Source organism: Streptomyces incanus (assembly GCF_042656345.1).
GTDB classification, from domain to species: Bacteria; Actinomycetota; Actinomycetes; order Streptomycetales; family Streptomycetaceae; genus Streptomyces; species Streptomyces incanus.
Window position 1 is genome coordinate 60,912 of sequence record NZ_JBHSPC010000083.1, and the last position, 21,926, is coordinate 82,837.

The window sequence follows — 21,926 nt, forward strand, 5'->3', positions numbered from 1 at the left end:
CGCCCCGCCCGGCACGGATCCCGTCGTGCCGCCGCCGGGGGCGGTCGCCGCACCTCGCGCGGGGGCGCTGTGCCACGTCGTACGGATGGCCAGTGTGCTCACCGAGGCCGTCACCGTCAGGGATGTGTGCCGCGCGGTCTCCGAACAGCTGCCCGTGGTCGGGGCCCGCGAGCCGGCCCTGTACACCGACGGGCTGGTCGACCAGCCCTGCAGCGACATCGAGACCGGGATCGAGGCGGTTCGCCACACACTCGCGCACAAGCGGTACGGACTCGGTGGAGGAGCTCGCCGACCAATTGGTCAGGACGGCCCGCAGGGCCGAGAACCGGCCCGACGACGTGGCGCTGCCGCGCACGGCGTACCGCCGGGCGGCGGGGGCCCGGCCTCCGCCGCGCCGTGGAATCCTGGCTGCCGGTGACCGGAATCATGGCCTCCGTCACAGCCGTCCGCGCTTCGTGATGATCGACTCTGCGGATGCACAGTTTCCGCACGCTTCCCGCCGTAACCGCCGGTGTCACCGGTACCCTCGCCGGCGTTCTTTTACTCACCGCCTGTGGCTCCGAGAGAGCGGCACCGGGGGGTGCGGGCCCGACGGACGACGTAGCGGCCTCCGGTTCCTCCTGCGCCACGCCCCCGCCCGGTGACCCGTCCGGCCTGGAGCGTGACGGGGTCCGGATCACCGGTTTCACCCCCGGCGCCGACGGCTGCGCCCGCTTCGAGATCACCCATGAGGGCACCGAGCCCCACACCTACATGGTCACGTTCACCGTCCTCTCCGCCTCGGGAACCGTGCTGGACAGCATCGTGCGGACCGTCGAGTCCGTGGCGCCCGGCCGAACCGTCGAGGGCCCGGATCCGCTGGAGGGGACGAGGTCGGGCGTGCAGGAGGCGAGCGGCATCGGCATCTCGCAGGTGCGCAGCGTCCCGGCCGACGAGGCCCCCTCCAGCGCGGGCCCGTGCCCGGCCTCCGGAGTGCGGGTGTACGCCGACGAGGGCAGCGCCGCCATGGGCCTCAGGGCGCTGTCCGTACACCTGGAGAACTGCGGCAGCGGTCCCTACGGACTGCACGGCTATCCCGAGGTCCAGCCCCTCGACGAGGAGCACGAGCCCACCGACGGCGTGCAGGTCCTGCACGGTGGCGACGCCATCGCGAGTGGCACCGGGGCGGAGGGCGATCCGCAGCCGCTCGTACTGGCCCCCGGCGAGGGCGCTCGGGCCGGGCTGGTGTGGCGCAACACGGTGCGGCACGGCACAGCCGTCCACGCCCCCTACGCACGGGTGCGGGCGAAGTCCGGCGCGGACTGGGTGACGGTCGTCCCCGAGCTCGACCTGGGCACGACGGGCAGGCTCGGGGTCGGTCCGTGGAAGAAGGACGCGGAGGAGGACCGGACGCCTCCCTCCGGTCTGCCGCCCACCGCGCTCCCCACCTTCTCCGACCTGCCCGCCCATCCCTGAATCCGTTCCCCCGGTCCCGCTCCCCGCTCCGAGATGCCGGGGGGATCCGGCCCACATGTAATGGAGGTGAGGCCGGGGGCGGCTCGGCCTCGGTGGACGACCGGGGCCGAGGAGATCACGCCCATGCCTTCGAAGCTCGGCGGGGACGAGGGGCGGACGGGCCGAAGGCGGGGGCGCTGCGGCGGCTGGGCGAGTGGTGCGCCCGGCACTTCGTGATCGTCGTCCTGGCCTGGCTGGTGGCCCTGGTGGCACTCCAGGTGACGAGCCGCTCCGTCGGCGGCACGTACTCGGACAACTTCACACTGCCGGGCTCCCAGTCCCAGCAGGGCATCGAGGTCCTCCAGCGGCACGATCCGCAGGCCGGCGGGTACAGCAGCCAGATCGTGCTGCACGACGGACAGCAGCAGCTCACCGCGTTCGGCTCGCAGATGTCCACCGCGGTGGCCGAGCTGGAGAAGCTGCCGCATGTTCTGTCGGCACAGAACCCGCTGTCCGCCGCCGGGTCGTCCTCGTCGTCCACGGGTTCCGGCTCCTCGCAGCCGGATGTCGGCCCGCTGTCCTCCGACGGGAGGACGGGCTACATCACGGTCCGCTTCGACGTCCAGCCCGCCACCCTCGGCGCCGGCTACCTCGACGGGGTGGACGACGCCGTGCAGCCCCTGCGGGCGGCCGGGGTGCAGGTCGAGTACGGCGGTCCGCTCGGCGAGCTGGCCAGGCCGGTGCCCGACGACCGGGTGAGCGAGCTGATCGGCTTCGCCGTGGCGATCGTCGTCCTGCTGATCGGGTTCGGCAGTGTGATCGCCGCGGTCATTCCCCTGCTGACGGCGCTGATCGCGGTCGTCGGCGGTCTCGCCGTGCTCGGCCTGCTGGCGGCGGCGTTCACCTTCGCGACGGTCTCGCCGACGCTGGCCACGATGATCGGCCTCGGCGTCGGCATCGACTACGCGCTCTTCCTGATCACCCGGTACCGGCAGGACCTCATGGACGGCCGGGATCCGGCGGCTGCCGCCGGTCACGCCAACACCACCAGTGGGAGGGCCGTCGTCGTCTCCGGATGCACGGTGATCATCGCGCTCGCCGGTCTGTCCGCCTCGGGGGTCTCCTTCATCTCGAAGCTGGGGCTCGCCGCCGCCGTCACGGTCGTCTCCGCCGTCGTCGGCGCGCTGACGCTGGTGCCCGCCCTGCTGGGGCTGATCGGCCGGCGGATCGACCGCTACCGGGTACGCCGTCCCGTGGCCGAGACCGACGCCGCGCCGGGCACCGAACCGCGGGGCGCCTGGCACCGGTACGCACGGCGGGTGGAACGCCGGCCCTGGTGGTTCCTGGCCGCGGGCGTCGCCACGATCGCCGTCCTCGCGGTCCCGGTGTTCTCGATCCGGCTGGACCACATCGGCGACGGCGCCGACCCCACCTCCTTCACCGACCGCCGGGCCTACGACCTGATGACCGACGCCTTCGGGCCCGGCTCCAACGGTCCGCTCACGGTCGTCATCGACCAGTCCCCGGTACCGGACTCCGACCGGTCCGCCCTCGCCTCGCAGGCCCAGAAGACCCTGGATGGTGTCGGTGACACGGCGGCGGTCACACCGCTGACGGCCACGCAGGACGGCGACGTGCTGGTCGGCACGGTGTACTCGGCCGCCTCCCCGCAGAGCGCCACGACCACGGACCTGACCAACCGCCTGGTGCACGACACCCTGCCGCACGCCGTGCGGGGCACGGCCGCCGGCACGTACGTCACCGGTACGACGGCGGCGCAGGTCGACTTCCGTGACATCATCGCCGACCGGCTGCCGCTGATCATCGGCGTGGTGGTCGCGCTGGCCTTCCTGATCATCCTGGCCGTGTTCCGCGGGCTGCTCGTCGCCGTCAAGGCCGCCGTCCTCAACGTCCTGTCCATCACCGCGTCCTACGGCGTCGTCGTCGCCGTCTTCCAGTGGGGCTGGGGCGGGCCCGCGCTCGGCGTGTCCGGCACGGTGCCGATCGAGAGCTATGTGCCGATGATGATGTTCGCGATCGTCTTCGGCCTCAGCATGGACTACGAGATCTTCCTGCTCTCCCGCGTCCACGAGGCCTGGCTGCGCACCGGCGACGCCAAGGCCTCGGTCGCCCACGCCCTGGAGATCACCGCGCGGGTCATCACCTGCGCCGCGCTGATCATGGTGAGTGTGTTCGCGGCGTTCATCGTGAGCGACAACATCGTGGTCAAGATGCTCGGTCTGGGGCTCGCCGTCAGCGTCCTCATCGACGCCACCGTCGTACGGCTGCTGCTGGTCCCGGCCGTCATGACGCTGCTCGGGCGGCACGCCTGGTGGACACCCCGGTGGCTGGACCGGCTTCTGCCTCGCATCGGCACGGAGGGCGAGGCCGCGCCGGCGCCGTCCCGGACGCCCGGGTAGCGCGTAGGGCCGGGTGCCGGACATGCGACGGCGGCAGGTCCCGGGGGATCTGCCGCCGTCGTACCGCACCCGCACCTCACCCGGCGGGACGTCTCGGTTCAGCTGTGCCGTGCCGGATCAGCCGAGCCGCGGGGAATCAGGCGCGTCGCACGCGGCGCAGGAGCACGACGCCCGCGACGAGCAGGACGGCGCCCAGCGCCGCCGGCCAGAGCTGGGCTCCGGTGTCGGCCAGACCGCCGTTGACTGCCTGCGGCTCGGTGGAGTCCGCGGCAGCTGCCTGCTGTCCGCCGTCGTTGGTCGCCGTGCCCACGCCCGGCGTCGTCTGGCCGGCTCCGTCGTCGTTCCGACCCGCGCCTGCCACGTTGTCACCCTTGGCCGAGGCCCGGACCTCGGGCTGCTCGTCGCCGGGCGGTGTGGTGGCGTCGTCACCCGCGGGCTCCTCGGTGGCCGGGGCGTCGGCCGGGGGCTCCGAGGGGTTCTCCTGCTGGTCGTCGCCGGGCTTGCCACCGTTGCCGTTGCCGCCGTTGTCACCCGGCTGCTTGCCGCCCTTGTCGTTGCCGCCCTTGTCGTTGCCGCCCTTGTCGTTGCCGCCCTTGTCGTTGCCGCCCTTGTCGTTGCCGCCCTTGCCAGGGGCCTCGGGCGCCTCGGTGGGCTCCTCCTCCGGGTCCTCACCCGGCTGCTCGCCGCCGCCGGCGCCGGAACCGCAGGTGCGACCGCTGTTGATGCAGTCGACCATCTCCTGCATCAGGTCCTCTTCGAAGACGTTGATGAAGTCACCGTGGTCGGTGCCCGGCTTGTGCAGCTGCTCCGGGAAGGAGTCCACGGCGAACAGCGGGGTTGTCGCACCGCCGTCGTTCAGGCTGGGCGCGTCGACGTCGTAGACGATGCGCTGGACCAGCTGCGGAACGGGCGTGAAGCCGGACGGGCAGTTGCCCTGGGCGTCCACGAACGCCATGTGCGTACGGTGGTTGGCGCTGTCGATGTTGCGGCCGTCCCAGCAGCTCTGGAAGTCGAAGGTACGGACCACATCACTGCCCTGCGGGCACAGCGGGTACTTGTCCGCCAGCTGCCGGTCCTCGAAGCCGGTGCAGCTCCAGGACGCGTTGGCGTTGGCGGGGCCGTTCACGAAGGACTTGGCGTCCCCGGTGATGATGCGCAGCAGCCTCGGCATGGCCGTGACCTCGCCCTGCGGGTTGCCCACGAAGGTCAGCGTGACCTCCTTGGGAGTCACGATCTCACCGGCGTTGCCCTCGATGCCGCCGCCGGGGGAGTCGGCGTCCTGCTCCTCGGTGCCGTTCTGCAGCCGCAGCACGGGCCAGTAGTACGACGACTTGTCGCCCTGTTCCTCGCAGGTGGTGTCGGCCGCCGCCAGCTCCTCGTCGCTGGAGAAGGCGTTGGTGGCCTGGTTGCCGATGTAGTCGTGGAAGTGGTGCGCGCCGTTGGCCACACCCGGGGCGGCGATCACGTTGTCCGAGTTGAACAGGCCGTTCTCGTTGACGCCGCAGCTGCTGACGAAGGTGCCCTTCGAGGCGTCGCCCGACTCGGCGGGCTTGGCCACGTTGGGCTGGATGCTCTGGATGTCCACGAAGTCCGCGGCGACGGGCCCGTTGCCCGCCTGGCCACCGTTTCCGCCGCCCTCTTCTCCCTGTCCGTCCTCCTGGCCGTTCCCGTCCTGGCCGTCGCCGGGCTGGGCGGACGCGTTACCGGAGTCGACCACGGAGCAGTCGGCGAGTTCGCCGAGGCCCTCGGGGCGGTCGCCCTCCTGCTCCATGGTGTCCGAGATGCGGTCGAGGGTCGCGGAGCGCTCCTCCTCGAGCGGGCCCACGACCTTCTCCTCGGCGACGCCGGGGTCCTGCTGAATGGCCGGGGCGGACTCCGCCAGGCGCTGGTAGGCCTGGGCGATCTGCTCGTCCAGCGCCGCGAGTTCCTTGTCGACGGCCGGCCGCGCCTTCTCGGGGACTGTGGTCAGGTTGGTCCCCACGTCGGGGCAGTCGATGGTGGCGCCACCGAGAACCCGGGCCCGACCGGCTCCGTCGGCGTCGTCCTCCGTCGCGGAAGCGTAGACATTGGCCGCCATCAACCCCCCTCCGCCCAGGATCAGCGCGACCGCTGCGAAGGTCGCGCGCTGTGGCCCTCGGGGGCGCCTGCGTGTGTTGCGTGCCAAGGCAGTACTCCTACGCTTCTGTCGCGGGGGGGCATGAAATTCCCACGCTTCATACGTAGGTGCTCCGCGGTGTGTTCAAGCGCCTCACGGTTTCTTCGAGGAATCTCAGGAACCCTCAGACACATCCGAGCCCCCGGGTCCCGCCGGACTTGGCCTGTACGGCGGGGACTTCGGGGCCGGGCACGGCCGCCCGAAGTCGGCCGCGCCCGTCCGTCACAGCCGGTCGCGGTCCCGGGTCGAGCGACCGAGGCAGATGACGGAATCGTCCATGCGCGCCTCGATCTCATGGAAGCCCATCCGGTCATAGAACACCCTGGCAGGCTTGTTGGCCTTCACCATCACGAGGTGGACCGCCGGCACTCCGCGGTCGTCCAGCGCCTCGAGGAGCGTCCGCATCAGTTCCCGGCCGTGCCCGAGACCCTGCCGGTCGGGCAGCAGGTCTATGTGCAGATGGGCCGGGTAGGCGCCCAGTTCGGGGACGGACATCCGCTCGGGGTGGTGCAGGAGCCAGGCCATCTCCTCGTCCCTCGTCCTCGGCGGCCCGGACGGCTCGGGGTAGCGGTCGGCGACCAGGGGCAGCCACGCGGCCCGGAAGTCCCGGGCGAAGCGCTCCGTGTCGGCGACCCCCAGGATGTAGCCGACCGCGCGCCCCTGCCCGTCGTCCAGGACGAAGGCCAGACCGGGCTCCAGATGCACGTAGGGGGCGGCGAAGACGGCCGGGAGGATGCTCGGGTCGCGGTACAGGGAGCGGCCGTCCTGCCCGTTGTGCGCGGTGCGGATACAGATGTCGTCGAGGGCCGGCCGGTCCTCGCGCCGGTACGGACGAATCAAGGCAGGCAAGCTCATGTCCGGCATCCTGCATCAACTGGGAGCGCTCCCACAACCCTGCCGTCGCTCCCGGCCGCTCCGTGCCCTTATGACGGGCCGGCACGGCCCGGACGTCAGTCCATCAGGCCGGCAGCGAGGGTGGCGCCCAGTTCCCAGCACCGCTCGACGGCGGCCTTGTCGGGCTCGCCCGTGACCGTCACGGCGTCGGCGGCGCGCCGCCAGCCGAGGCCCTTGGTGACGGATTCGATCCCCCGTACCGCCCCGGTGACGTCGCTGCCGCCGTGCACGTAGTAGCCGAAGGGCCGGCCCCTGGTGGTGTCCAGGCACGGGTAGTAGACCTGGTCGAAGAAGTGCTTGAGCGCTCCTGACATGTAGCCGAGGTTCGCCGGGGTGCCCAGGAGGTAGCCGTCGGCTTCCAGGACGTCGCCGACGGTGGCGGACAGGGCCGCCCGCCGCACCACGCGGACATCCTCGATCTCCGGGGCCGTGGCACCGGCGAGGACCGCTTCGAACATCGCCTGGCAGTTGGGCGAGGGCGTGTGATGAATGATCAGCAGAGTCGGCACACCCCCGACCCTGCCGTGCCGTGCGGCACCGCCGCAAGCCGGTCCGACGCGCCGGAAGGAGCGGCGAACGATTGTGAGGGCCTGCCTGGAATGGCACGATGCGCGGCATCGGTACACGGAGACGGGGTGCGTCTTGGTCGACGAGAATCGCAGGTCGCCGGCGGCAGCGGTGTTCGACGCGCTGGGCAGCGACTACGAGAAGGCGTTCGCTTCCTCCGAGGCCCACCGGGCCTCCCTGGCGTGGCTGCTGAAACGGCTGCCGCCCGGCAGCCGGGTCCTGGACGTGGGCAGCGGTACGGGTCGGCCCACCGCCGCCACGCTCGCCGCGGCCGGTCACCGGGTGCTGGGAGTCGATGTGTCGCCGGTGATGGTGGAGATCGCGTCCCGGCAGGTGCCCGACGCCGAGTTCCGGCGCGGTGACATCCGCGAACTGCCGCTCGAGGACGGCTCGTTCGACGCCGTCTGCCTGTACTTCGCGCTGCTCCAGCTGTCCCGTGCCGAGCAGTCCGACCTGCTGCGGCGGCTGGCCCGGCTCCTGCGGCCGGACGGCCTGCTCGCGCTGGCCACCGTGCCCCTGGACATGGAGGGCTTCAATGGTGTCTTCATGGGGCAGGACGTGCGGATCACCAGCTTCGACGCCCAGGGCGTGACCGGGATGGTGCGCGCTGCGGGGCTGACGGTGCTGTCGGAGAACAGCGTGATGTTCACCCCGGCTCACCCCGACGCCCGGCCGGAACCCCAGCTCTTCCTGCACTGCCGGCGCGAGGAGACGGCCCCGGTGACCTGACGCGGGACGGCTGCGCGGAACGCGGCCCTCGCTACGGGAGCGGGCTCGTCTCGTCCCTGAGGCCGGCGAGCAGTTCGGCCTGGCCGGCGAGGACACCGGACAGGATGGTGCGTGCCACGCGGAGCAGTTCCGCCACGTGGGGGCTGGTCAGCGAGTAGTGGACGGTCGAGCCCTCCTTGCGGCTGACTACGAGGTTCGCCCGTCGCAACACCGCCAGCTGCTGGGAGAGATGTGCCGGTTCGATGCCCACCTGGGGCAGCATCTCCGCGACCGCGTACTCGCGCTCGCTGAGGAGTTCCAGGATCCGGATACGGGCGGGATGCCCCAGGGTCTTGAAGAACTCGGCCTTCAGCTGGTGCAGCGGCGTGGTCATCGTGCCGTCCCCCTTCCCGGCGCCGGTCCGGCCCAGGGCCCCGGTCCATCGCCTCTCCTGTACGTCGTCGGCACCCGACCTCGACGTTTGCCGACATTAGCAACTTCGTACATTCCTGTGGTCCGGTGGTCGTGCCCTCGGGGATCACCGGGTGGTCCGGGCGCTCTTGCCGCGGCCGTCGACGTCGCCGCAGACCACCGCCGTGCCACCCGGGCCGCGGGTCGGTCCGACGACGGTGGCCGGGCACCCGATGAGCGGCCCCGGGCCGGCCGCGGGGCGGTGTTGGCCACTCCCCCGCCCGGTCCGGACCTGCTCGGCGGGTTCGAGAGCGAGAGGGACCGCGGACGGCTCGGTCGGGAGGGGGAACACGTGACGGTGGGGCGGCCTGCCGGTCTCGTCGGTGCTCCCCGCCCGACGGGCTTCGCCTGTACGGCAAAGGGGTGGGGCCGGGTACGGGTCACGGTGCCTCCCGGACGGGCGGGGATGCCGGCCGCGGGGCCCGGGCCGCAGGCAGGACGCCGGTGATCCGCAGGTGCTCGCGGGCCGCACCGATGGCCTCGGGAGTCGTGGCGTACTCCCGGCCGTCGTGCCGCAGCAGGTCGAGGGCCCCGACGGAGTCGAGGACCTGACGATGGCCGGGACGGATGCCGGAGACCATGACGGCGATGCCGCGCCGCCTCAGCTTCGTCACCGCGTCCTTGAGCACGAGAGCGCCGGTGGCGTCGACGACGCTCACGTGCGACAGGCGCAGGATGACGACCCGCACATCGGCGAGTTCGGTCAGTTCCAGCAGGAAGCGGTGGGCGGCGGCGAAGAACAGCGGGCCGTCGATGCGGTAGGCGACGATGTGTTCGGCCAGCAGCTTGTGCTCCTCCTCGGTGTGGTCGCCCCGCTCGAGCGCCAACGGTGCGAGCCGCGCCTGCCGGGCGACGGCGCGCAGTGCGAGGAGAGCCGCGACGGCCAGGCCGATGATCACCGCGAGGACGAGGTCGAGGGCGAGGGTGGCGACCGCCGTCAGGACGAGGATCAGCGCGTCGGAGCGGGTGGCGCGGGCCATTGCGCGCAGCGAGCCGACCTCGACCATCCGGACCGCGGTGGCCAGCAGGACGCCCGCCAGAGCGGCGAGCGGGATCTTGGACACCAGCGGGGCTGCCGCGAAGACGATCGCGGCGAGGACCGCGGCGTGGGCGAGCGAGGCCAGCCGTGAGGTGGCTCCGGTGCGGACGTTGACCGCGGTGCGGGCGATCGCGCCGGTCGCGGGGACGCCGCCGAACAGCGGCGCGGCCAGGTTCGCCACGCCCTGTCCGAACAGTTCGCGATCCGCGTCGTGCCGTTGTCCGACGGTCATGCCGTCGGCGACGGAGGCGGACAGCAGCGACTCCAGTGCGGCCAGCGCCGCCACGGCCACGGCGGGCGCGACCAGTTCGGAGAGGGCGCCGGTGTCGACGAAGGCGAGCGAGGGGGCGGGCAGGCCGGAGGGCAGTTCGCCGATGGGCCGCACCCCGTCCAGTCCGCCGATCTGCACCACGAGTGTGGCCGCGATCACGGCGAGGACGGAGAACGGCACGGTGGGCCTCCAGCGCGCCCCGAGCAGCATCACGGCGGCCACCGAGAGCGCCAGTGCGACGGCGGTCCAGTCGGGGGTGCGGGCGAACCGCTCGAACGCCCGCCAGGCCACCACCAGGACCCGTTCCCCCTCGGGGGCAGGTACGCCGAGGGCATTCGGGATCTGCTGCAGTCCGATCACGCACGCGATACCGAGTGTGAAGCCCTCCACCACGGGCGCGGGCACGTACCGCATGCTGCCGCCGGCCCGCAGCAGCGCCAGCGCCACCAGGATCGCGCCTGCCATCAGCCCGACGGTGAGCACGCCCGACGGGCCGTGGTCGGCGACGATGGGCACCAGTACCACCGTCATCGCGCCGGTCGGTCCGGAGACCTGGAGGTTGGAGCCGCCGAACACGGCCGCCAGCGCGCCGGCGATCACAGCGGTGGCCAGCCCGGCCTCCGCGCCGAGTCCGGAGGAGACTCCGAAGCCGAGTGCGAGGGGCAGGGCGACAACGGCGACGGTCAGGCCGGCGAGCAGGTCCCGGCGCGGGTTGCGGCGCATCTGGCCGAGGTCGTCCCGGTCGGGCAGCAGTGACGTGATGCGGGACCGGGCTCCAGCGAGCAACAGCGGTACTGACACAACCCCTCGACTTCCCGGCGGCCACGACGCCCCGTCGCGCAGTGGCGGCGCGAGCCCCGGTGGTCCGCGACAACGGACATGCATTCAAGCATGTACGCAATTGCTAAATTATGCAATTGCGCAGCTCGTAAGAGTGGTGTGAGGTGGGGAAGGCAGCACCCGGCCGGCTCGCACGGTCCGGCCGGTAGCCGGGCCGTCAGCCGGTCAGCCCCTCATTCGCCGTCGCCATGACGGTTCGACCTGCCGCCACTCGGCCTCCCACTCCTCCGAGCGCCGTTGCCGTATCCGGGACCGGACGAGCCATCCGCCGAGCACGACCATTCCCCCGGTGGCGGTGGCGACCGTGAGGCCGGCCATGACCGTCTGGAACCGTGCGTCCGCTCCACTGGGTGGCTCGGGGACGAGGCGCCCCGTGTCATCCGTCCACACGATGACCACGCTGCCCGCCTTGTCCCCGGCATCGGCCTCGGCCCGGCCCGTGCGGCTGGTGCCGTCGGGGGCCGTCCACCGCGCCTTCACCCAGGTGTGGCCGTCTCCGCTGCCGTCCGCAGTCACCGGCGAGGGCAGCGCATCGGCCGCGTTCTCGACCAGTACGGCGCGAACGGTATGGGACGCGGCGCGGCTCTCCGCGAGGGACCGGTCCACCGTCCCCGCGACCGCCAGGCCGGTGACCGCCCCGGCGAACAGAGTGAGGACGAGGGTGACGAGCAGCAGCCAGGCCTCGATCACATCACTGCGACGACGCAGCGGGTTGCTCCGCCAGCGCCACAGCCACACCCTGCGGGGCTGCGCACCACGCGTCCTCCCCATGGGATGTCACCTCCTTGTGCGCCACCTCTCCAGGGTCCGTCACCCGACCGCCCGGCGCATGGGCCGAACGGGCCGAACGGTCCCATCCGGATTTCGGAACGAATCGGGAGCACGGTGGCTCTCGGGCCGCCCCATGACGCCGGCCGTCAGGCCGCGTACGCCGGGACGACTTCACGCCGCTCTCCGCCGAGGACGACCTCGAGCGCTCCGGGTTCGGCGGCGTCGCCGAAGACGTCGTACGCCTCCTGCACACGGTCGAGCGGGAAGGCGTGGGTGACCGGTTGTCCGCAGGGCGGCAGGCCGGCCGCCGCCACCCGAAGCAGGGCCGAGGTGGAGCAGGCGTCGACCAGCCCGGTGGTGAGGGTGACGCTCTTGCTCCACAGGTCCTCGAGGCGCGGCGGGGCGGGGCCGCGTGCACACCCACGTTGGCCAGGTGTCCGCCGGATCCCACCCCGCGGGTGCACAGCTCGAAGGTCTCGGGGCGGCCCACCGCTTCGATGACCACGTCCGTGCCGGCCCCGGCCGTGAGGTCCGCGGCCGGTCGCCCGAAATCTTCGCCGTCCTCGGCCGCCGCGTCGGCGCCCAGCGCCCGGGCGGACTCGAGCCGGGCCGCGGCCACATGGACGGCGACGACGCGTTCGGGCCACACGCTGCCGAGCTGCACGCCCCCTTCGTAGGCGGCGGGGAAGAGGGAGGCCGGCAGCACGGCGTCCTCGCCGGTGATCGTGCCGGGCAGCGGGTACACGGAGAGGTCTGCGTACGGGACCCGAACGTATTCGGCCTGGGTGCCGTCGATGAGGTGACCGAGGATCCGGCCGCCTGCGCCCCGGCACCGGCCGTACCGTCCGGCGCGGCAGTAGCGGCACCGTCCGCATGTGGTGACGCAGGACACCAGGGCCCGGTCTCCGGGGTGCACGGTGCGGACGTCGCCGCCGGTCTCGACGATCTCGCCGACCGCCTCGTGCCCAAGGACGGTCCCGGGAGGCACCGCCGGGATGTCGCCCTTGCGGAGATGCAGGTCCGTGCCGCAGACACTCACGGCGCCACCCCGCACGATCGCGTCGCCGGGCTCCTTGATGCCCGGCCCGGGCACCTTCTCCCAGGAGGACTGCCCGGGCCGTGGAAGACGTGGCCCTTCATGCCGATCCTCACCCTTCTCGGTTCCGGCGGGCTTCGGCGTCGGGTGAACCTGTGCCCGCCTGCGGCGGTCGGGACTTCGGGAGGTGGTCCGCGGTCCGGCCCTGCTCTTCCAGTCTGAGCGCACCGGAGAGGATCCGCGCGGGCCGCCCGGCAGCCCCGGCTGCCGCGGCGTCCCGGTGCCCGGTCTCCCCGGGCGCGCCGGTCACGGGCCACCCCGGTATGCCGGCGGTTCCCGACCCTCTGCGGAGCACCCGGTTGAGCGCGCTGCCGGAGCAAGTGGTGAGCTCCTGCCAAGTCCTGGGTCTTTCGTGTGGACCAGCCCGGACCAGGACGGACCAGACCGGATCGGGCCGGATCGGGCCGGATCTGGCCGGATCGGGCCGAATCGGGGAGCGGGGTCCGGTGCTGGGGGCACCGCCCAAGCCCTTCGGGCAATGGGGGCCGCGCAAGGCGGAGAGCGAAGAAGGGGGCTCGGGGAAGGAGCCCCGGGGACCGACGACGACGCGGCGAGGTGCGGCGCCGGGGCCCGCGAGCCCGGCCTGATCCGCACGAGAGGCCCTGGACGGGCAGTCGCCTCGTCGAGGACGAGCACCCAGGGCCCCCGCCGGCAGTGCGCGAGAGTGCCGCGTACGGCTCCGGCGCACGGTCGTGAGATGCGCGGGCCGAGCCGGCCGAGGAGTTCGTCCCGCAGCCGGATCCGGACCATCGCCCCCGCGCGGCTGGCCGTACACCGTTGCCGGTGGCCCGGGCACAGCACGCACGGCGACGGTGGCGAGCACCGCCCCGAGGAGCGGCGGCAGTCGGCCGGTGTCGCCGCGGGCGATGTCGGCAGCACGGTCCGGGCGAGGCGGGCAAGGGAGTCGGCGTTCTGCGTTCTGCGGGAGGGCGGCCGCGGCCGGCGGGCGTGCCACGCGCAAGCAGTACGCGCACGCGGAGCGTACGCAGAGCAGGCCCTCGCCACCGGCCTCGTACGCAGTACTGCACTTGGCGCCCGTTCGCGTCACCAAAGCGCGAAAGCGGGTCATCGATGGCATCGCACCGGGCGCCACGGGCAAGACCTGAGGCTCTGCGGCAGCTTCACCCCACGCCGAAGAAGATCACCGCATGGTCTCCGGACATGGCCGGCCCGCACGACGGGTGGCCCTGGCCGCGCTCGGCGCGCTCGCCCTCGCAGCCCTCCCCTCCACCGTGTCGGCCGAGCCGGACCCGACGGCGGGAACTTCCTCCGGCGCAGCCCGGACCCTCGGCGCCGACCGCCCGTCGGCGGCGATGCTCGGAGCACTCCGGCGTGACCTGGGCCTGACCTCGCCGCAGGCGTCCGCGCGGCTGGCCAACGAGGCGGAAGCGGGTACCCGCGCGGGTGTGCTGCGCAATGCCCTGGGCGACCGGTTCGCCGGCGCCTGGGTGCGCGGGGCGGCCTCCGAGGAACTCAACGTCGCGACCACCGACTCCCGGGACGTGGCGGCCATCGAGGCCCAGGGCGCCAAGGCCGTCGTCGTCACCCGCGCGTTGGCCGGCCTCCGGGCCGCCAAGGAGGAGCTGGACGCGGCGGCCGCCGCCCGTGACACCGCCGATACCCCGCTGTGGTACGTGGACGTACCGGCGAACCGGCTCGTGGTGCAGGCGCGGACGGTGTCGGCCGGTGCCGCCTTCGTCAAGGCCGCCGGGGTCGACGACCAGGATGTGACCATCCTCGTGTCCACGGTCCGGCCGCGGCTGCTGCAGGACATCACCGGCGGCGACGCCTACTACATCGATGACACCGCCCGCTGTTCGGTCGGCTTCTCCGTGACCGAGGGCGCGCAGCAGGGCTTCGCCACCGCCGGTCACTGCGGGGACCCGGGCGACACGACCACCGGTTTTGATCAGACCGCACAGGGCACCTTCCAGGACTCCGTCTTCCCCGGCAGGGACATGGCGTGGGTGGGCACCAACGACAGGTGGACGGCCACACCGGGCGTCAAGGCACAGGACGGCCAGGAAGTGCAGGTCACCGGCTCGGTGGAGGCGCTCGTCGGGGCGTCGGTGTGCCGGTCCGGCTCGACCACCGGATGGCACTGCGGGACCATCCAGCAGCACGACACCAGCGTCAGCTACGCCGAGGGCACCGTCGACGGAGTGACCCGGACGACGGTCTGCGCCGAGCCCGGCGACTCCGGCGGACCCTACGTCGCGGGCTCCCAGGCACAGGGCGTCACCTCCGGCGGCTCCGGTGACTGCACGCGCGGCGGGACCACGTTCTACCAGCCGGTCAACCCGATCCTCGCCGACTTCGGCCTGACCCTGACCACCGAGCTCGCGCAGACCGCGACACCGGGCCCGCAGGACGACGCCGAGGACGAGTGGGCCGCCGGCCGCGTCTACCCGGCCGGGGCCATGGTGACCCGGGACGGGGTGCGCTACCAGTGCCTGCAGACGCACCAGGCCCAGAGCGCGTGGGCGCCCGCCGGCACGTCGGCCCTGTGGCAGCGCCTCTGACGCCCTGCTCCGCGTCGCCCGGCCGGCGGTCTCACCAGAACCGGGTGGTGAGGGCGGGCCGGTTCACCGCCTGGGCGGCGTCGCGCAGACTCAGGGCGACGCTGATGGTGGCGCGCAGCGCCGACGGCCGTACCGTCTGGGCCGTTTCGGTGGCCAGGACGAGCAGGCAGGCGGCGGCCTGTTCCACCACGGCGACGGGGAAGGTGTAGTCGCTGTCGGCCGCCGCGCGGAACGCCTTCAACGGGATCCCGGCCCCGTCGACGGTCCGCCTGGCGGCCTGCTCCAGGTGCTGTGCGGCCTGGTCGCACACGGAGGCGGGCAGAGTGAGGGTGCTGGAGAACGATGCACTGGTCATGACCTGAGTCGTCCCCCGGCAGCGGCCCGTTCGATCGGTGGGCCGGGCGTTTTCACCGTCCCGCGTGACGAGTTGGGGGCGAATGTCGGGGCGCGGAGGGGGCGCGCCGGGGACGGTCGCCCCTGCCTGTCCGGTGGATCGTGCCGGAGGCGCGGGGCCGGCACGCAACTCCCCCAAGCTCTTCGAGCAGGGGACCCCCGGCGGCGTCGGCGTCACTCGCCGACGGCCCACGGGAGGTCACGTCCTCGGTGACGGCAGGTGGGAACACACCGGCGTGCACCAGCGCGTTCCGTCACTGGTGCACGCCGTACGCCTGATCCGGATGATGCTCAGCGGTTCACCACGTGCCGTTCGTCGGGGACGCAGTGGGTCATGGTGAGTCCCCGCACGTCGCGCGGCGGGTTGTCGCCCAGGTTGGCGAGCCGCTTGCGGTCCTCGTCGGTGAGGTCCTGGCCTGCGAGGGGCTCCAGACCGGCGACGTCCTTGGGAGCGATGCCGAGTCCGCCGCCGACCCTGCGGCCGAGGTCGTTCTCGACGAGCAGGAAGTGCCACACCATGCGCTCCTGTACCGCCCGGTCGCACTGGGAGATGAGGTCGACGAAGTTCTTCACCAGGTCGTCGCGTTCCCAGTCCTCGAGGAGCAGATAGCGCTGGCCCGCCTGTTGGTAGTCGTTGGCGCGGGGGATGCGCTTGCGGGTGAGCCGGCCCCGGATCTCCGGTCCCTGCTCGTCGTGCGACGGCTCCAGGGCCTCGCGCAGGCCGCCGGTGATCGACGGTTCGTAGTTGACCTCGGGGTTCTCCCCTTCCCCGCCCACGTGGTAGGTCATCTGGCCGTCACGCTGGTTGGTGTGTACGTCGGCGGCCTTGGCCTGGTTGATGGGGAGTTGGAGGTAGTTCGGGCCTACGCGATGGCGCTGGGTGTCGCTGTAGGAGAAGGTCCGGCCGACGAGCATCTTGTCGTCGGAGAAGTCCAGGCCGTCGACGAGGACACCGGTGCCGAAGGAGATCTGCTCGTTGTGGGCGAAGTAGTTCTCCGGCATCCGGTCGAGCACCATCCGGCCGACCGGCTTCGGCGGGAAGTCCTGCTCCGGCCAGGTCTTGGTGTCGTCGAGCGGATCGAAGTCGAGTTCCGGGTGGTCGTGGTCGTCCATCATCTGGACGAGCAGTTCCCATTCGGGGTGTTCGCCGCGCCCCACCGCCTCGTAGAGGTCCTTGGTGGCGTGGCCGAGGGAGTCGGCCTGGACGTTCGCGGCGTCCTCCTCGGTCATGGAGCGGACGCCCAGTTTCGGCATCCAGTGGTACTTGACCAGTTTGGTCTCGCCCTCGGCGTTGACCCACTTGTACGTGTTCACGCCGAAGCCCTGCATGTGCCGGTAGTCGGCGGGGATCCCCCGAGGACTGAACAGGTTGACGAGCATGTGCATGCACTCGGGCGTCTGCGACATGAAGTCGAAGATGCGCCGCGGCCGCTGCTCGAAGGTGACCGGGTCGGGCTTGAGGGAGTGGATCACGTCGGGGAACTTGATCGCGTCCCGGATGAAGAAGACACCGAGGTTGTTGCCGACGAGGTCCCAGTTGCCTTCCTCGGTGTAGAACTTCACGGCGAAGCCGCGGGGGTCGCGGGCGGCCTCGGAGGAGTCGCGTCCACCGATGACGGTGGAGAAGCGGACGGCCAGATCCGTGCGCTTGCCGCGTTCCTGGAACAGCTTGGCCCGGGTGTAGCGGCTGATCGGCTCGTCGCCCCAGGTCCCGTACGCCTCGAAGTGGCCGAACGCGGTCACCCCGCGGGCGTGCACGACCCGCTCGGGGATGCGTTCCCGGTCGAAGTGGCTGATCTTCTCCAGGAACTGGTAGTTCTCCAGCGTGGCGGGACCCCGGGCACCGACCGTGCGCTGGTTCTGGTTGTCGTGGACCGGATGACCCTGCCGGTTGGTGAGTACCTTGCGGTCGTCGCCCGGAGCAGGACCCCGGCTCGAAACATCCGTCATGTCTGTGGACTCCTTCGGCTGCTCATGGCTGGTGGCGGGCCGGGGCGCGGTGGCGCGCGGCCGCGGGCCGGTCGCCTTCGACGGCGCGGGGGCTCCGGTGTCCCGGCAGCCCCGTGCCCCTGTTCCGGCGTCCCGGTTTCCCGGGAACCGCGTGGTCACTCACGCGTCGGTGGCCCGCTCACTGCATGTCCGCCGCCCGACGGCCGGGCCCGCGCTCCTCGCGCACGTCCCGCCGGGGGCTTGCGTACGAGGGCCATGCTGCCGTGCATCACGGAGACCGGCGACTCGGAGCGGCGGCCCGCTGCGCCCGCCGTGCGGGCGTGAGTGAGCGTTCCCTGCGCTGCTACGGGCGGGAGGACCTGCTGTCGGCGGAGCGGCCGCCCGGCGGACACCGGGAGTACACCTCGGCGGCGGTGGACCGGGTGCGGCGGATCCAGGAACTGTACGCGGCGGGGCTGTGCGGCTCGAAGATCGCCAAGCTGCTGCCCTGCATGCGGGACAGCGCCGGAGGGCCGTCCGAAACGGCGGACACTCTCCTGGTGAGCGAGCTGACGGTGGAGCGGGACCGTATCGATCGCGTGATCGGGGATCTGCGACGCTCCCGCACGCTCCTGGACGCCGTCATCACGGCGGCGTCGCGGACCGCTCCGTCGCGGACGGCGGATCCGATCCGGCAGACACCGTAGGCGTACGCGGCGCGCGGAAGCGCGACCGGTCCCCCGTTCCGGTCGTGCTCCCGCGGCACGACGAACTTATGTGAACGGCGACGTGGTTGTGTATAGCACCGGTGCCCGCTGCGACGGCCGCGGGACTCAGCCGTGCACAACTGAGTCCGTTACGACCCGTTTCACCCCGCGCGAGCCGGCCGGGACAGGGACAGCGGACCGTCGTTCACCCTGGTGGGGACGTGGCCACCGGGCCCGCGAACACCGGTGTCTCCAGGTCCCCCAGGGCCAAATGGGCGAGCACGACCTCGTACAGGTCGGTGCCGGCGGCCGGCAGTTGACGCTCCAGGACCGGCTCGGCGCTGCGTACGTGCTCACGCACGGTCTGCGCGTGGACGCCCAGGAGCTGCGCGGCCCGCTCGGCGTTGCCGCCGGCGGCGATCCAGGTGCGCAGCGTGCGGCGCAGGGGACGGGCGTCCTGGTCCAGGCGTTCCAGCAGTTCCCCGGCCCAGGCGCGCACGGCGGGCCCGGACACCAGGTGGGCGAGTCCGGGGACGGACGCCTCCAAGGCACTGCCCGCCTGGCCGTCCTGGAGGTTGAACTGGGTGTGCAGCGCCAGGTGCACGACGGCGCGGGCGGTGAGGTCGTCGAAGTCGGTGCCCAGCATGTTCTCGACGCGTTCCATGCGGGCACGCACCGTGTTGCGACTCACGCCGAGGATCTTGGCCGTGTTGACGGCGGTGAACTCCAGGCCGAGACGGGTGGTGGCGAGGAGCTCGGCACGGGTGTGGTGCGGCACGGCGTCCAGGGGGCACAGCAGTCGGGCGGTCCAGCCACGCAGCGCCGTCGGGTCCATCAGCCGCTCGGGATGGGTGCGTTCGGCGTACACCGCCGTCTTGTCCGGGCGGAAGCGCGCCACGGCGAGGGCGCTGACGGCCTGCCCGTACGCGGTGGCGGTCCGGGCGAGGCTCTTCCGGACGCTACCGCCGAGGAAGGTGTCCGGATGCCGTTCGACCAGGGATTTCAGATCGTCGGCGGTCGCCTCGCGAGGACTGACGACGATCACGTGCCCGTCCATCGCCGGGCACCGCACGACCAGCGCCGCCTCCTCCGTGGTGTCCAGGGCCTCCTCGGCCAGGCGGTCACGGCGGGCGGGCTCGGACTCGACGACGTAGACGCACGCGGTGTCGGCCTCGAGCAGGCCCGGCCAGAGCCCCGCGGCCACCCGGCGGGCCGCGACGGTGTCCTCGACCATGAGCAGCTGGAGGATCGCCAGCCGCAGGTCGGCGCTGGCCCGACGCAGTCGCTGCCCGGCCGCGGTGGTCTCGCCGGCGGTCAGCAGCAGCTCGATCACCTGGGCGGTGTGCGTGACGACGACGGCGCTGTGCCGGTCGAAGGGGGTGTCCCGGGAGACTGCCAGCGCCCAGGTCCGGGAGAGATGCCCGACCTGCACCAGGCGCAGGTGCCGCTCGCCGTCCTCCCAGGCGGCGGAGGCGATCCGGCCGGAAGTGACATCGGCGACGAGGTTCTCGTCCAGCGCCGGCCCGGTTCCGGCGACGAGCGTGCCGGTGTCGTCCCGGAGCGCCACCGACCCGTGCACGGTGCCGGCGAGCCAGTCGACGACCCTGCGGACGTCGCGGCCCGCCGGCCGCAGGTGCTCCAGCAGTTCCTGCGCCCACCCGGGCTGTTCACCGGCCGCCGTCGCCGGCCGCGGGATTCCGTCCTTACGGGCTGCCACCTCGTTCTTCCCCTCGTATGCCGGGCCTCTTCGGCCCGGCACCGGACGTTACCCCACGGATACGGCCGGCTCATGCCTGGCGGACGGGGGGAAGGGGAAGCCCTGCACAGTCTCGGCACACCGCCGACACACCGCCGGCACATGGACGGGGCACGGGCGGGTACGGGACCGGGGCACGGGCGGTCCCGGCCGGGCGTGCGCGGCCCTGCCGTGCGGGCGGCATAAGCTCGGTGAATGGCGAAGTACTTCGACGTGCACCCCGACAATCCCCAGCCGCGCACCATCTCCCAGGTCGCCGCGGGCATCCGCGACGACGCCCTGATCGCATACCCCACGGACTCCTGTTACGCGCTCGGCTGCCGGCTCGGCAGCCGGGAGGGCATCGACCGGATCCGTACCATCCGCAAGCTGGACGACCGGCACCACTTCACTCTGGTGTGCCGGGACTTCGCTCAGCTCGGCCAGTTCGTACGGATCGACAACGACGTGTTCCGCGCGGTCAAGGCGTCCACGCCGGGCAGCTACACCTTCATTCTGCCCGCGACGAAGGAGGTGCCGCGCATGCTCCAGCATCCGAAGAAGAAGACCGTCGGCGTGCGCATCCCCGAGCACGTCGTCACCCAGGCGCTGCTCGCGGAGCTGGGCGAGCCCCTGCTGTCCAGCACCCTGCTGCTGCCCGGCGAGGACGAGCCGATGACCCAGGGATGGGAGATCAAGGACCGGCTCGACCACGTGGTGGACGCGGTGCTCGACTCCGGGGACTGCGGCACCGAGCCGACCACGGTGATCGACTTCTCGGGCGGCGAGGCCGAAATCGTACGGCGGGGCGCGGGCGACACCTCGCGGTTCGAGTAACGGCGACGCGGTGAACTGCCCCGATACGGGCCGCCGGGATCCGCGGGAGTGGTGACGAACGTGCCGGAGCGGGCGCGGGATGTCCCAAAGGAGCGCCTCTTGCGCCGTGTTGGACCGGCCAAGGCCGAAGTGCCGGGCCCGGGTCATGTCACGATGGGACATGACCCGCCCCGCTCGCCGCGGGGACGGCCCCCGTCCGACATCCATCCCGCAGAGAGGCGCCCGCCGGCCATGACCGCCGTACAGGGAAGCACCGTCGACATCACCACCGAGGACGGCACCGCCGACGCGTACCTGACGCATCCCGCCGACGGGGGTCCCCGGCCGGCGGTCCTGTTCTACATGGACGCCTTCGGGTTGCGGCCGCGGTTGCGGGCGATGGCCGACCGGCTGGCGGAGGCCGGTTACACGGTCCTGGTGCCGAACGTGTTCTACCGCCATGGGCGCAGTCCGGTGGTCGAACTGCCCGAGTTCATCGACCCGGTGGCGCGGCCGGAGATCTTCCGGCGTATCGGGCCGATCCTGCAGGAGCTGACCCCGGAACTCGCCATGCGCGATGCCGGTGCCTATCTGCGGTGGCTGGCCGGCCATCCCGCGGCGGCCGACGGCCCGGTGGCGGTGACCGGCTACTGCATGGGCGCGGTGCTCTCCCTCCACACGGCGGGCACCTACCCGGACCGGGTGGCGGCCGCCGCCGGATTCCACGGGGCTCGGCTGGCGCCGGACGCACCGGACAGCCCGCATCTGCTGGCCGACAGGATCACCGCGGAGCTGTACTTCGGTCACGCCGACCAGGACCCGTCGATGCCCGAGGAGCAGATCGAGCGGTTGGAGCGGGCGCTGACCGCGGCCGGGGTCCGGCACCGCTGCGAGGTGTACACCGGGGCCCGCCACGGTTACACGCAGGCGGACACCGCCGCCTACGACAAGGAGGCGGACGAGCGTCACTGGGCCGCGCTGCTGGACCTGCTGAACCGCACCTTCTGACGAACCTGCCGAACCTCGCCCTCCGAGAGCCCTGGTCAAGGGCGTCGCCCGAGCGATACCGTCAACACCTCACCGAACAAACCCGGTTCAGGCATACCGCTGCCCGTACCCGCTCTCCGACCGCCCGCGGCAGCGTTGTTACGGTGCTCC

The 21,926-nt window shown here is 72.2% G+C and carries 17 protein-coding genes and 1 pseudogene; 8 read left to right on the forward strand and 10 right to left on the reverse strand.

The annotated features are described in order from the left end of the window. The 3 genes from ACFP2V_RS25235 to ACFP2V_RS25245 form a co-directional block, all read left to right on the forward strand. Nucleotides 1-418: hypothetical protein (locus tag ACFP2V_RS25235; protein ID WP_381216857.1), on the forward strand; the 418-nt coding region annotated here is incomplete at its 5' end. 56 nt (nucleotides 419-474) lie between these two features. Further along, nucleotides 475-1,455: a DUF4232 domain-containing protein gene (locus ACFP2V_RS25240; RefSeq protein WP_381216859.1), complete on the forward strand. Its 981-nt coding sequence runs from the start codon at nucleotides 475-477 to the stop codon at nucleotides 1,453-1,455. A 176-nt stretch (nucleotides 1,456-1,631) separates the two neighbouring features. After that, nucleotides 1,632-3,854: an MMPL family transporter gene (locus ACFP2V_RS25245; protein ID WP_381216960.1), complete on the forward strand. Its 2,223-nt coding sequence runs from the start codon at nucleotides 1,632-1,634 to the stop codon at nucleotides 3,852-3,854. A gap of 136 nt (nucleotides 3,855-3,990) precedes the next feature. Here ACFP2V_RS25245 and ACFP2V_RS25250 read toward each other — a convergent pair whose 3' ends face one another. The 3 genes from ACFP2V_RS25250 to ACFP2V_RS25260 all read right to left on the reverse strand — a co-directional run bounded on the left by ACFP2V_RS25250 (nucleotide 3,991) and on the right by ACFP2V_RS25260 (nucleotide 7,412). Next, on the reverse strand, nucleotides 3,991-5,931 hold the full coding sequence (locus ACFP2V_RS25250) for a DUF1996 domain-containing protein (RefSeq protein WP_381216862.1): 1,941 nt from the start codon (nucleotides 5,929-5,931) through the stop codon (nucleotides 3,991-3,993). A 300-nt stretch (nucleotides 5,932-6,231) separates the two neighbouring features. Next, a complete protein-coding gene (locus ACFP2V_RS25255) occupies nucleotides 6,232-6,864 on the reverse strand; it encodes a GNAT family N-acetyltransferase (protein WP_381216865.1) in 633 nt (210 codons plus the stop codon). 95 nt (nucleotides 6,865-6,959) lie between these two features. After that, nucleotides 6,960-7,412 (reverse strand): flavodoxin family protein, encoded by a 453-nt coding sequence (locus ACFP2V_RS25260; protein WP_381216868.1) that lies wholly within the window; start codon nucleotides 7,410-7,412, stop codon nucleotides 6,960-6,962. Between the two features lie 133 nt (nucleotides 7,413-7,545). Here ACFP2V_RS25260 and ACFP2V_RS25265 point away from each other — a divergent pair, with 133 nt between their 5' ends. Next, nucleotides 7,546-8,199: a class I SAM-dependent methyltransferase gene (locus ACFP2V_RS25265; protein ID WP_381216871.1), complete on the forward strand. Its 654-nt coding sequence runs from the start codon at nucleotides 7,546-7,548 to the stop codon at nucleotides 8,197-8,199. 31 nt (nucleotides 8,200-8,230) lie between these two features. Here the strand turns inward: ACFP2V_RS25265 and ACFP2V_RS25270 are convergent, their stop codons facing one another. The 4 genes and pseudogenes from ACFP2V_RS25270 to ACFP2V_RS25285 form a co-directional block, all read right to left on the reverse strand. After that, on the reverse strand, nucleotides 8,231-8,572 hold the full coding sequence (locus ACFP2V_RS25270) for an ArsR/SmtB family transcription factor (protein ID WP_381216874.1): 342 nt from the start codon (nucleotides 8,570-8,572) through the stop codon (nucleotides 8,231-8,233). 457 nt (nucleotides 8,573-9,029) lie between these two features. After that, a complete protein-coding gene (locus ACFP2V_RS25275; protein ID WP_381216877.1) occupies nucleotides 9,030-10,760 on the reverse strand; it encodes a SulP family inorganic anion transporter in 1,731 nt (576 codons plus the stop codon). Between the two features lie 204 nt (nucleotides 10,761-10,964). Further along, nucleotides 10,965-11,570, reverse strand: coding sequence for an Rv1733c family protein (locus tag ACFP2V_RS25280; protein WP_381216880.1), 606 nt, complete (start codon nucleotides 11,568-11,570; stop codon nucleotides 10,965-10,967). Nucleotides 11,571-11,716: 146 nt separating this feature from the next. Beyond that, nucleotides 11,717-12,710 (reverse strand): annotated as a pseudogene (locus ACFP2V_RS25285) (alcohol dehydrogenase catalytic domain-containing protein). 1,104 nt (nucleotides 12,711-13,814) lie between these two features. Between ACFP2V_RS25285 and ACFP2V_RS25290 the strand changes: the two are divergent. Then, a complete protein-coding gene (locus tag ACFP2V_RS25290; protein WP_381216883.1) occupies nucleotides 13,815-15,188 on the forward strand; it encodes a trypsin-like serine protease in 1,374 nt (457 codons plus the stop codon). A 31-nt stretch (nucleotides 15,189-15,219) separates the two neighbouring features. On the opposite strand, the gene ACFP2V_RS25295 is transcribed toward ACFP2V_RS25290, so the two are convergent. Continuing rightward, the gene (locus tag ACFP2V_RS25295; protein ID WP_381216886.1) at nucleotides 15,220-15,543 is read right to left on the reverse strand and encodes a hypothetical protein; all 324 of its coding nucleotides are present in this window, start codon (nucleotides 15,541-15,543) and stop codon (nucleotides 15,220-15,222) included. A 329-nt stretch (nucleotides 15,544-15,872) separates the two neighbouring features. Further along, nucleotides 15,873-17,531: a catalase gene (locus tag ACFP2V_RS25300; RefSeq protein WP_381216890.1), complete on the reverse strand. Its 1,659-nt coding sequence runs from the start codon at nucleotides 17,529-17,531 to the stop codon at nucleotides 15,873-15,875. A gap of 263 nt (nucleotides 17,532-17,794) precedes the next feature. Here ACFP2V_RS25300 and ACFP2V_RS25305 point away from each other — a divergent pair, with 263 nt between their 5' ends. Then, nucleotides 17,795-18,217 carry a MerR family transcriptional regulator gene (locus tag ACFP2V_RS25305; RefSeq protein WP_381216893.1) on the forward strand — a complete coding sequence of 141 codons (423 nt, stop codon included), beginning with the start codon at nucleotides 17,795-17,797 and terminating at the stop codon, nucleotides 18,215-18,217. A 205-nt stretch (nucleotides 18,218-18,422) separates the two neighbouring features. Here ACFP2V_RS25305 and ACFP2V_RS25310 read toward each other — a convergent pair whose 3' ends face one another. Beyond that, nucleotides 18,423-19,934: a helix-turn-helix domain-containing protein gene (locus tag ACFP2V_RS25310; protein ID WP_381216896.1), complete on the reverse strand. Its 1,512-nt coding sequence runs from the start codon at nucleotides 19,932-19,934 to the stop codon at nucleotides 18,423-18,425. Nucleotides 19,935-20,168: 234 nt separating this feature from the next. Here ACFP2V_RS25310 and ACFP2V_RS25315 point away from each other — a divergent pair, with 234 nt between their 5' ends. Both ACFP2V_RS25315 and ACFP2V_RS25320 read left to right on the forward strand, forming a co-directional pair. Continuing rightward, nucleotides 20,169-20,789: an L-threonylcarbamoyladenylate synthase gene (locus ACFP2V_RS25315; RefSeq protein WP_381216899.1), complete on the forward strand. Its 621-nt coding sequence runs from the start codon at nucleotides 20,169-20,171 to the stop codon at nucleotides 20,787-20,789. A 231-nt stretch (nucleotides 20,790-21,020) separates the two neighbouring features. After that, entirely contained in the window at nucleotides 21,021-21,776 is a 756-nt protein-coding gene (locus ACFP2V_RS25320; protein ID WP_381216902.1) for a dienelactone hydrolase family protein, read from the forward strand. Nucleotides 21,777-21,926 lie beyond the last annotated feature (150 nt).

Bases quoted from the DNA above. Each gene is read 5' to 3' on its own strand.
- ACFP2V_RS25240 (WP_381216859.1), top strand. From the start codon at position 475: ATGCACAGTTTCCGCACGCTTCCCGCCGTAACCGCCGGTGTCACCGGT.
- ACFP2V_RS25250 (WP_381216862.1), bottom strand. From the start codon at position 5,931: ATGGCGGCCAATGTCTACGCTTCCGCGACGGAGGACGACGCCGACGGA.
- ACFP2V_RS25255 (WP_381216865.1), bottom strand. From the start codon at position 6,864: ATGAGCTTGCCTGCCTTGATTCGTCCGTACCGGCGCGAGGACCGGCCG.
- ACFP2V_RS25270 (WP_381216874.1), bottom strand. From the start codon at position 8,572: ATGACCACGCCGCTGCACCAGCTGAAGGCCGAGTTCTTCAAGACCCTG.
- ACFP2V_RS25280 (WP_381216880.1), bottom strand. From the start codon at position 11,570: ATGGGGAGGACGCGTGGTGCGCAGCCCCGCAGGGTGTGGCTGTGGCGC.
- ACFP2V_RS25290 (WP_381216883.1), top strand. From the start codon at position 13,815: ATGGTCTCCGGACATGGCCGGCCCGCACGACGGGTGGCCCTGGCCGCG.
- ACFP2V_RS25295 (WP_381216886.1), bottom strand. From the start codon at position 15,543: ATGACCAGTGCATCGTTCTCCAGCACCCTCACTCTGCCCGCCTCCGTG.
- ACFP2V_RS25300 (WP_381216890.1), bottom strand. From the start codon at position 17,531: ATGACGGATGTTTCGAGCCGGGGTCCTGCTCCGGGCGACGACCGCAAG.
- ACFP2V_RS25315 (WP_381216899.1), top strand. From the start codon at position 20,169: ATGGCGAAGTACTTCGACGTGCACCCCGACAATCCCCAGCCGCGCACC.
- ACFP2V_RS25320 (WP_381216902.1), top strand. From the start codon at position 21,021: ATGACCGCCGTACAGGGAAGCACCGTCGACATCACCACCGAGGACGGC.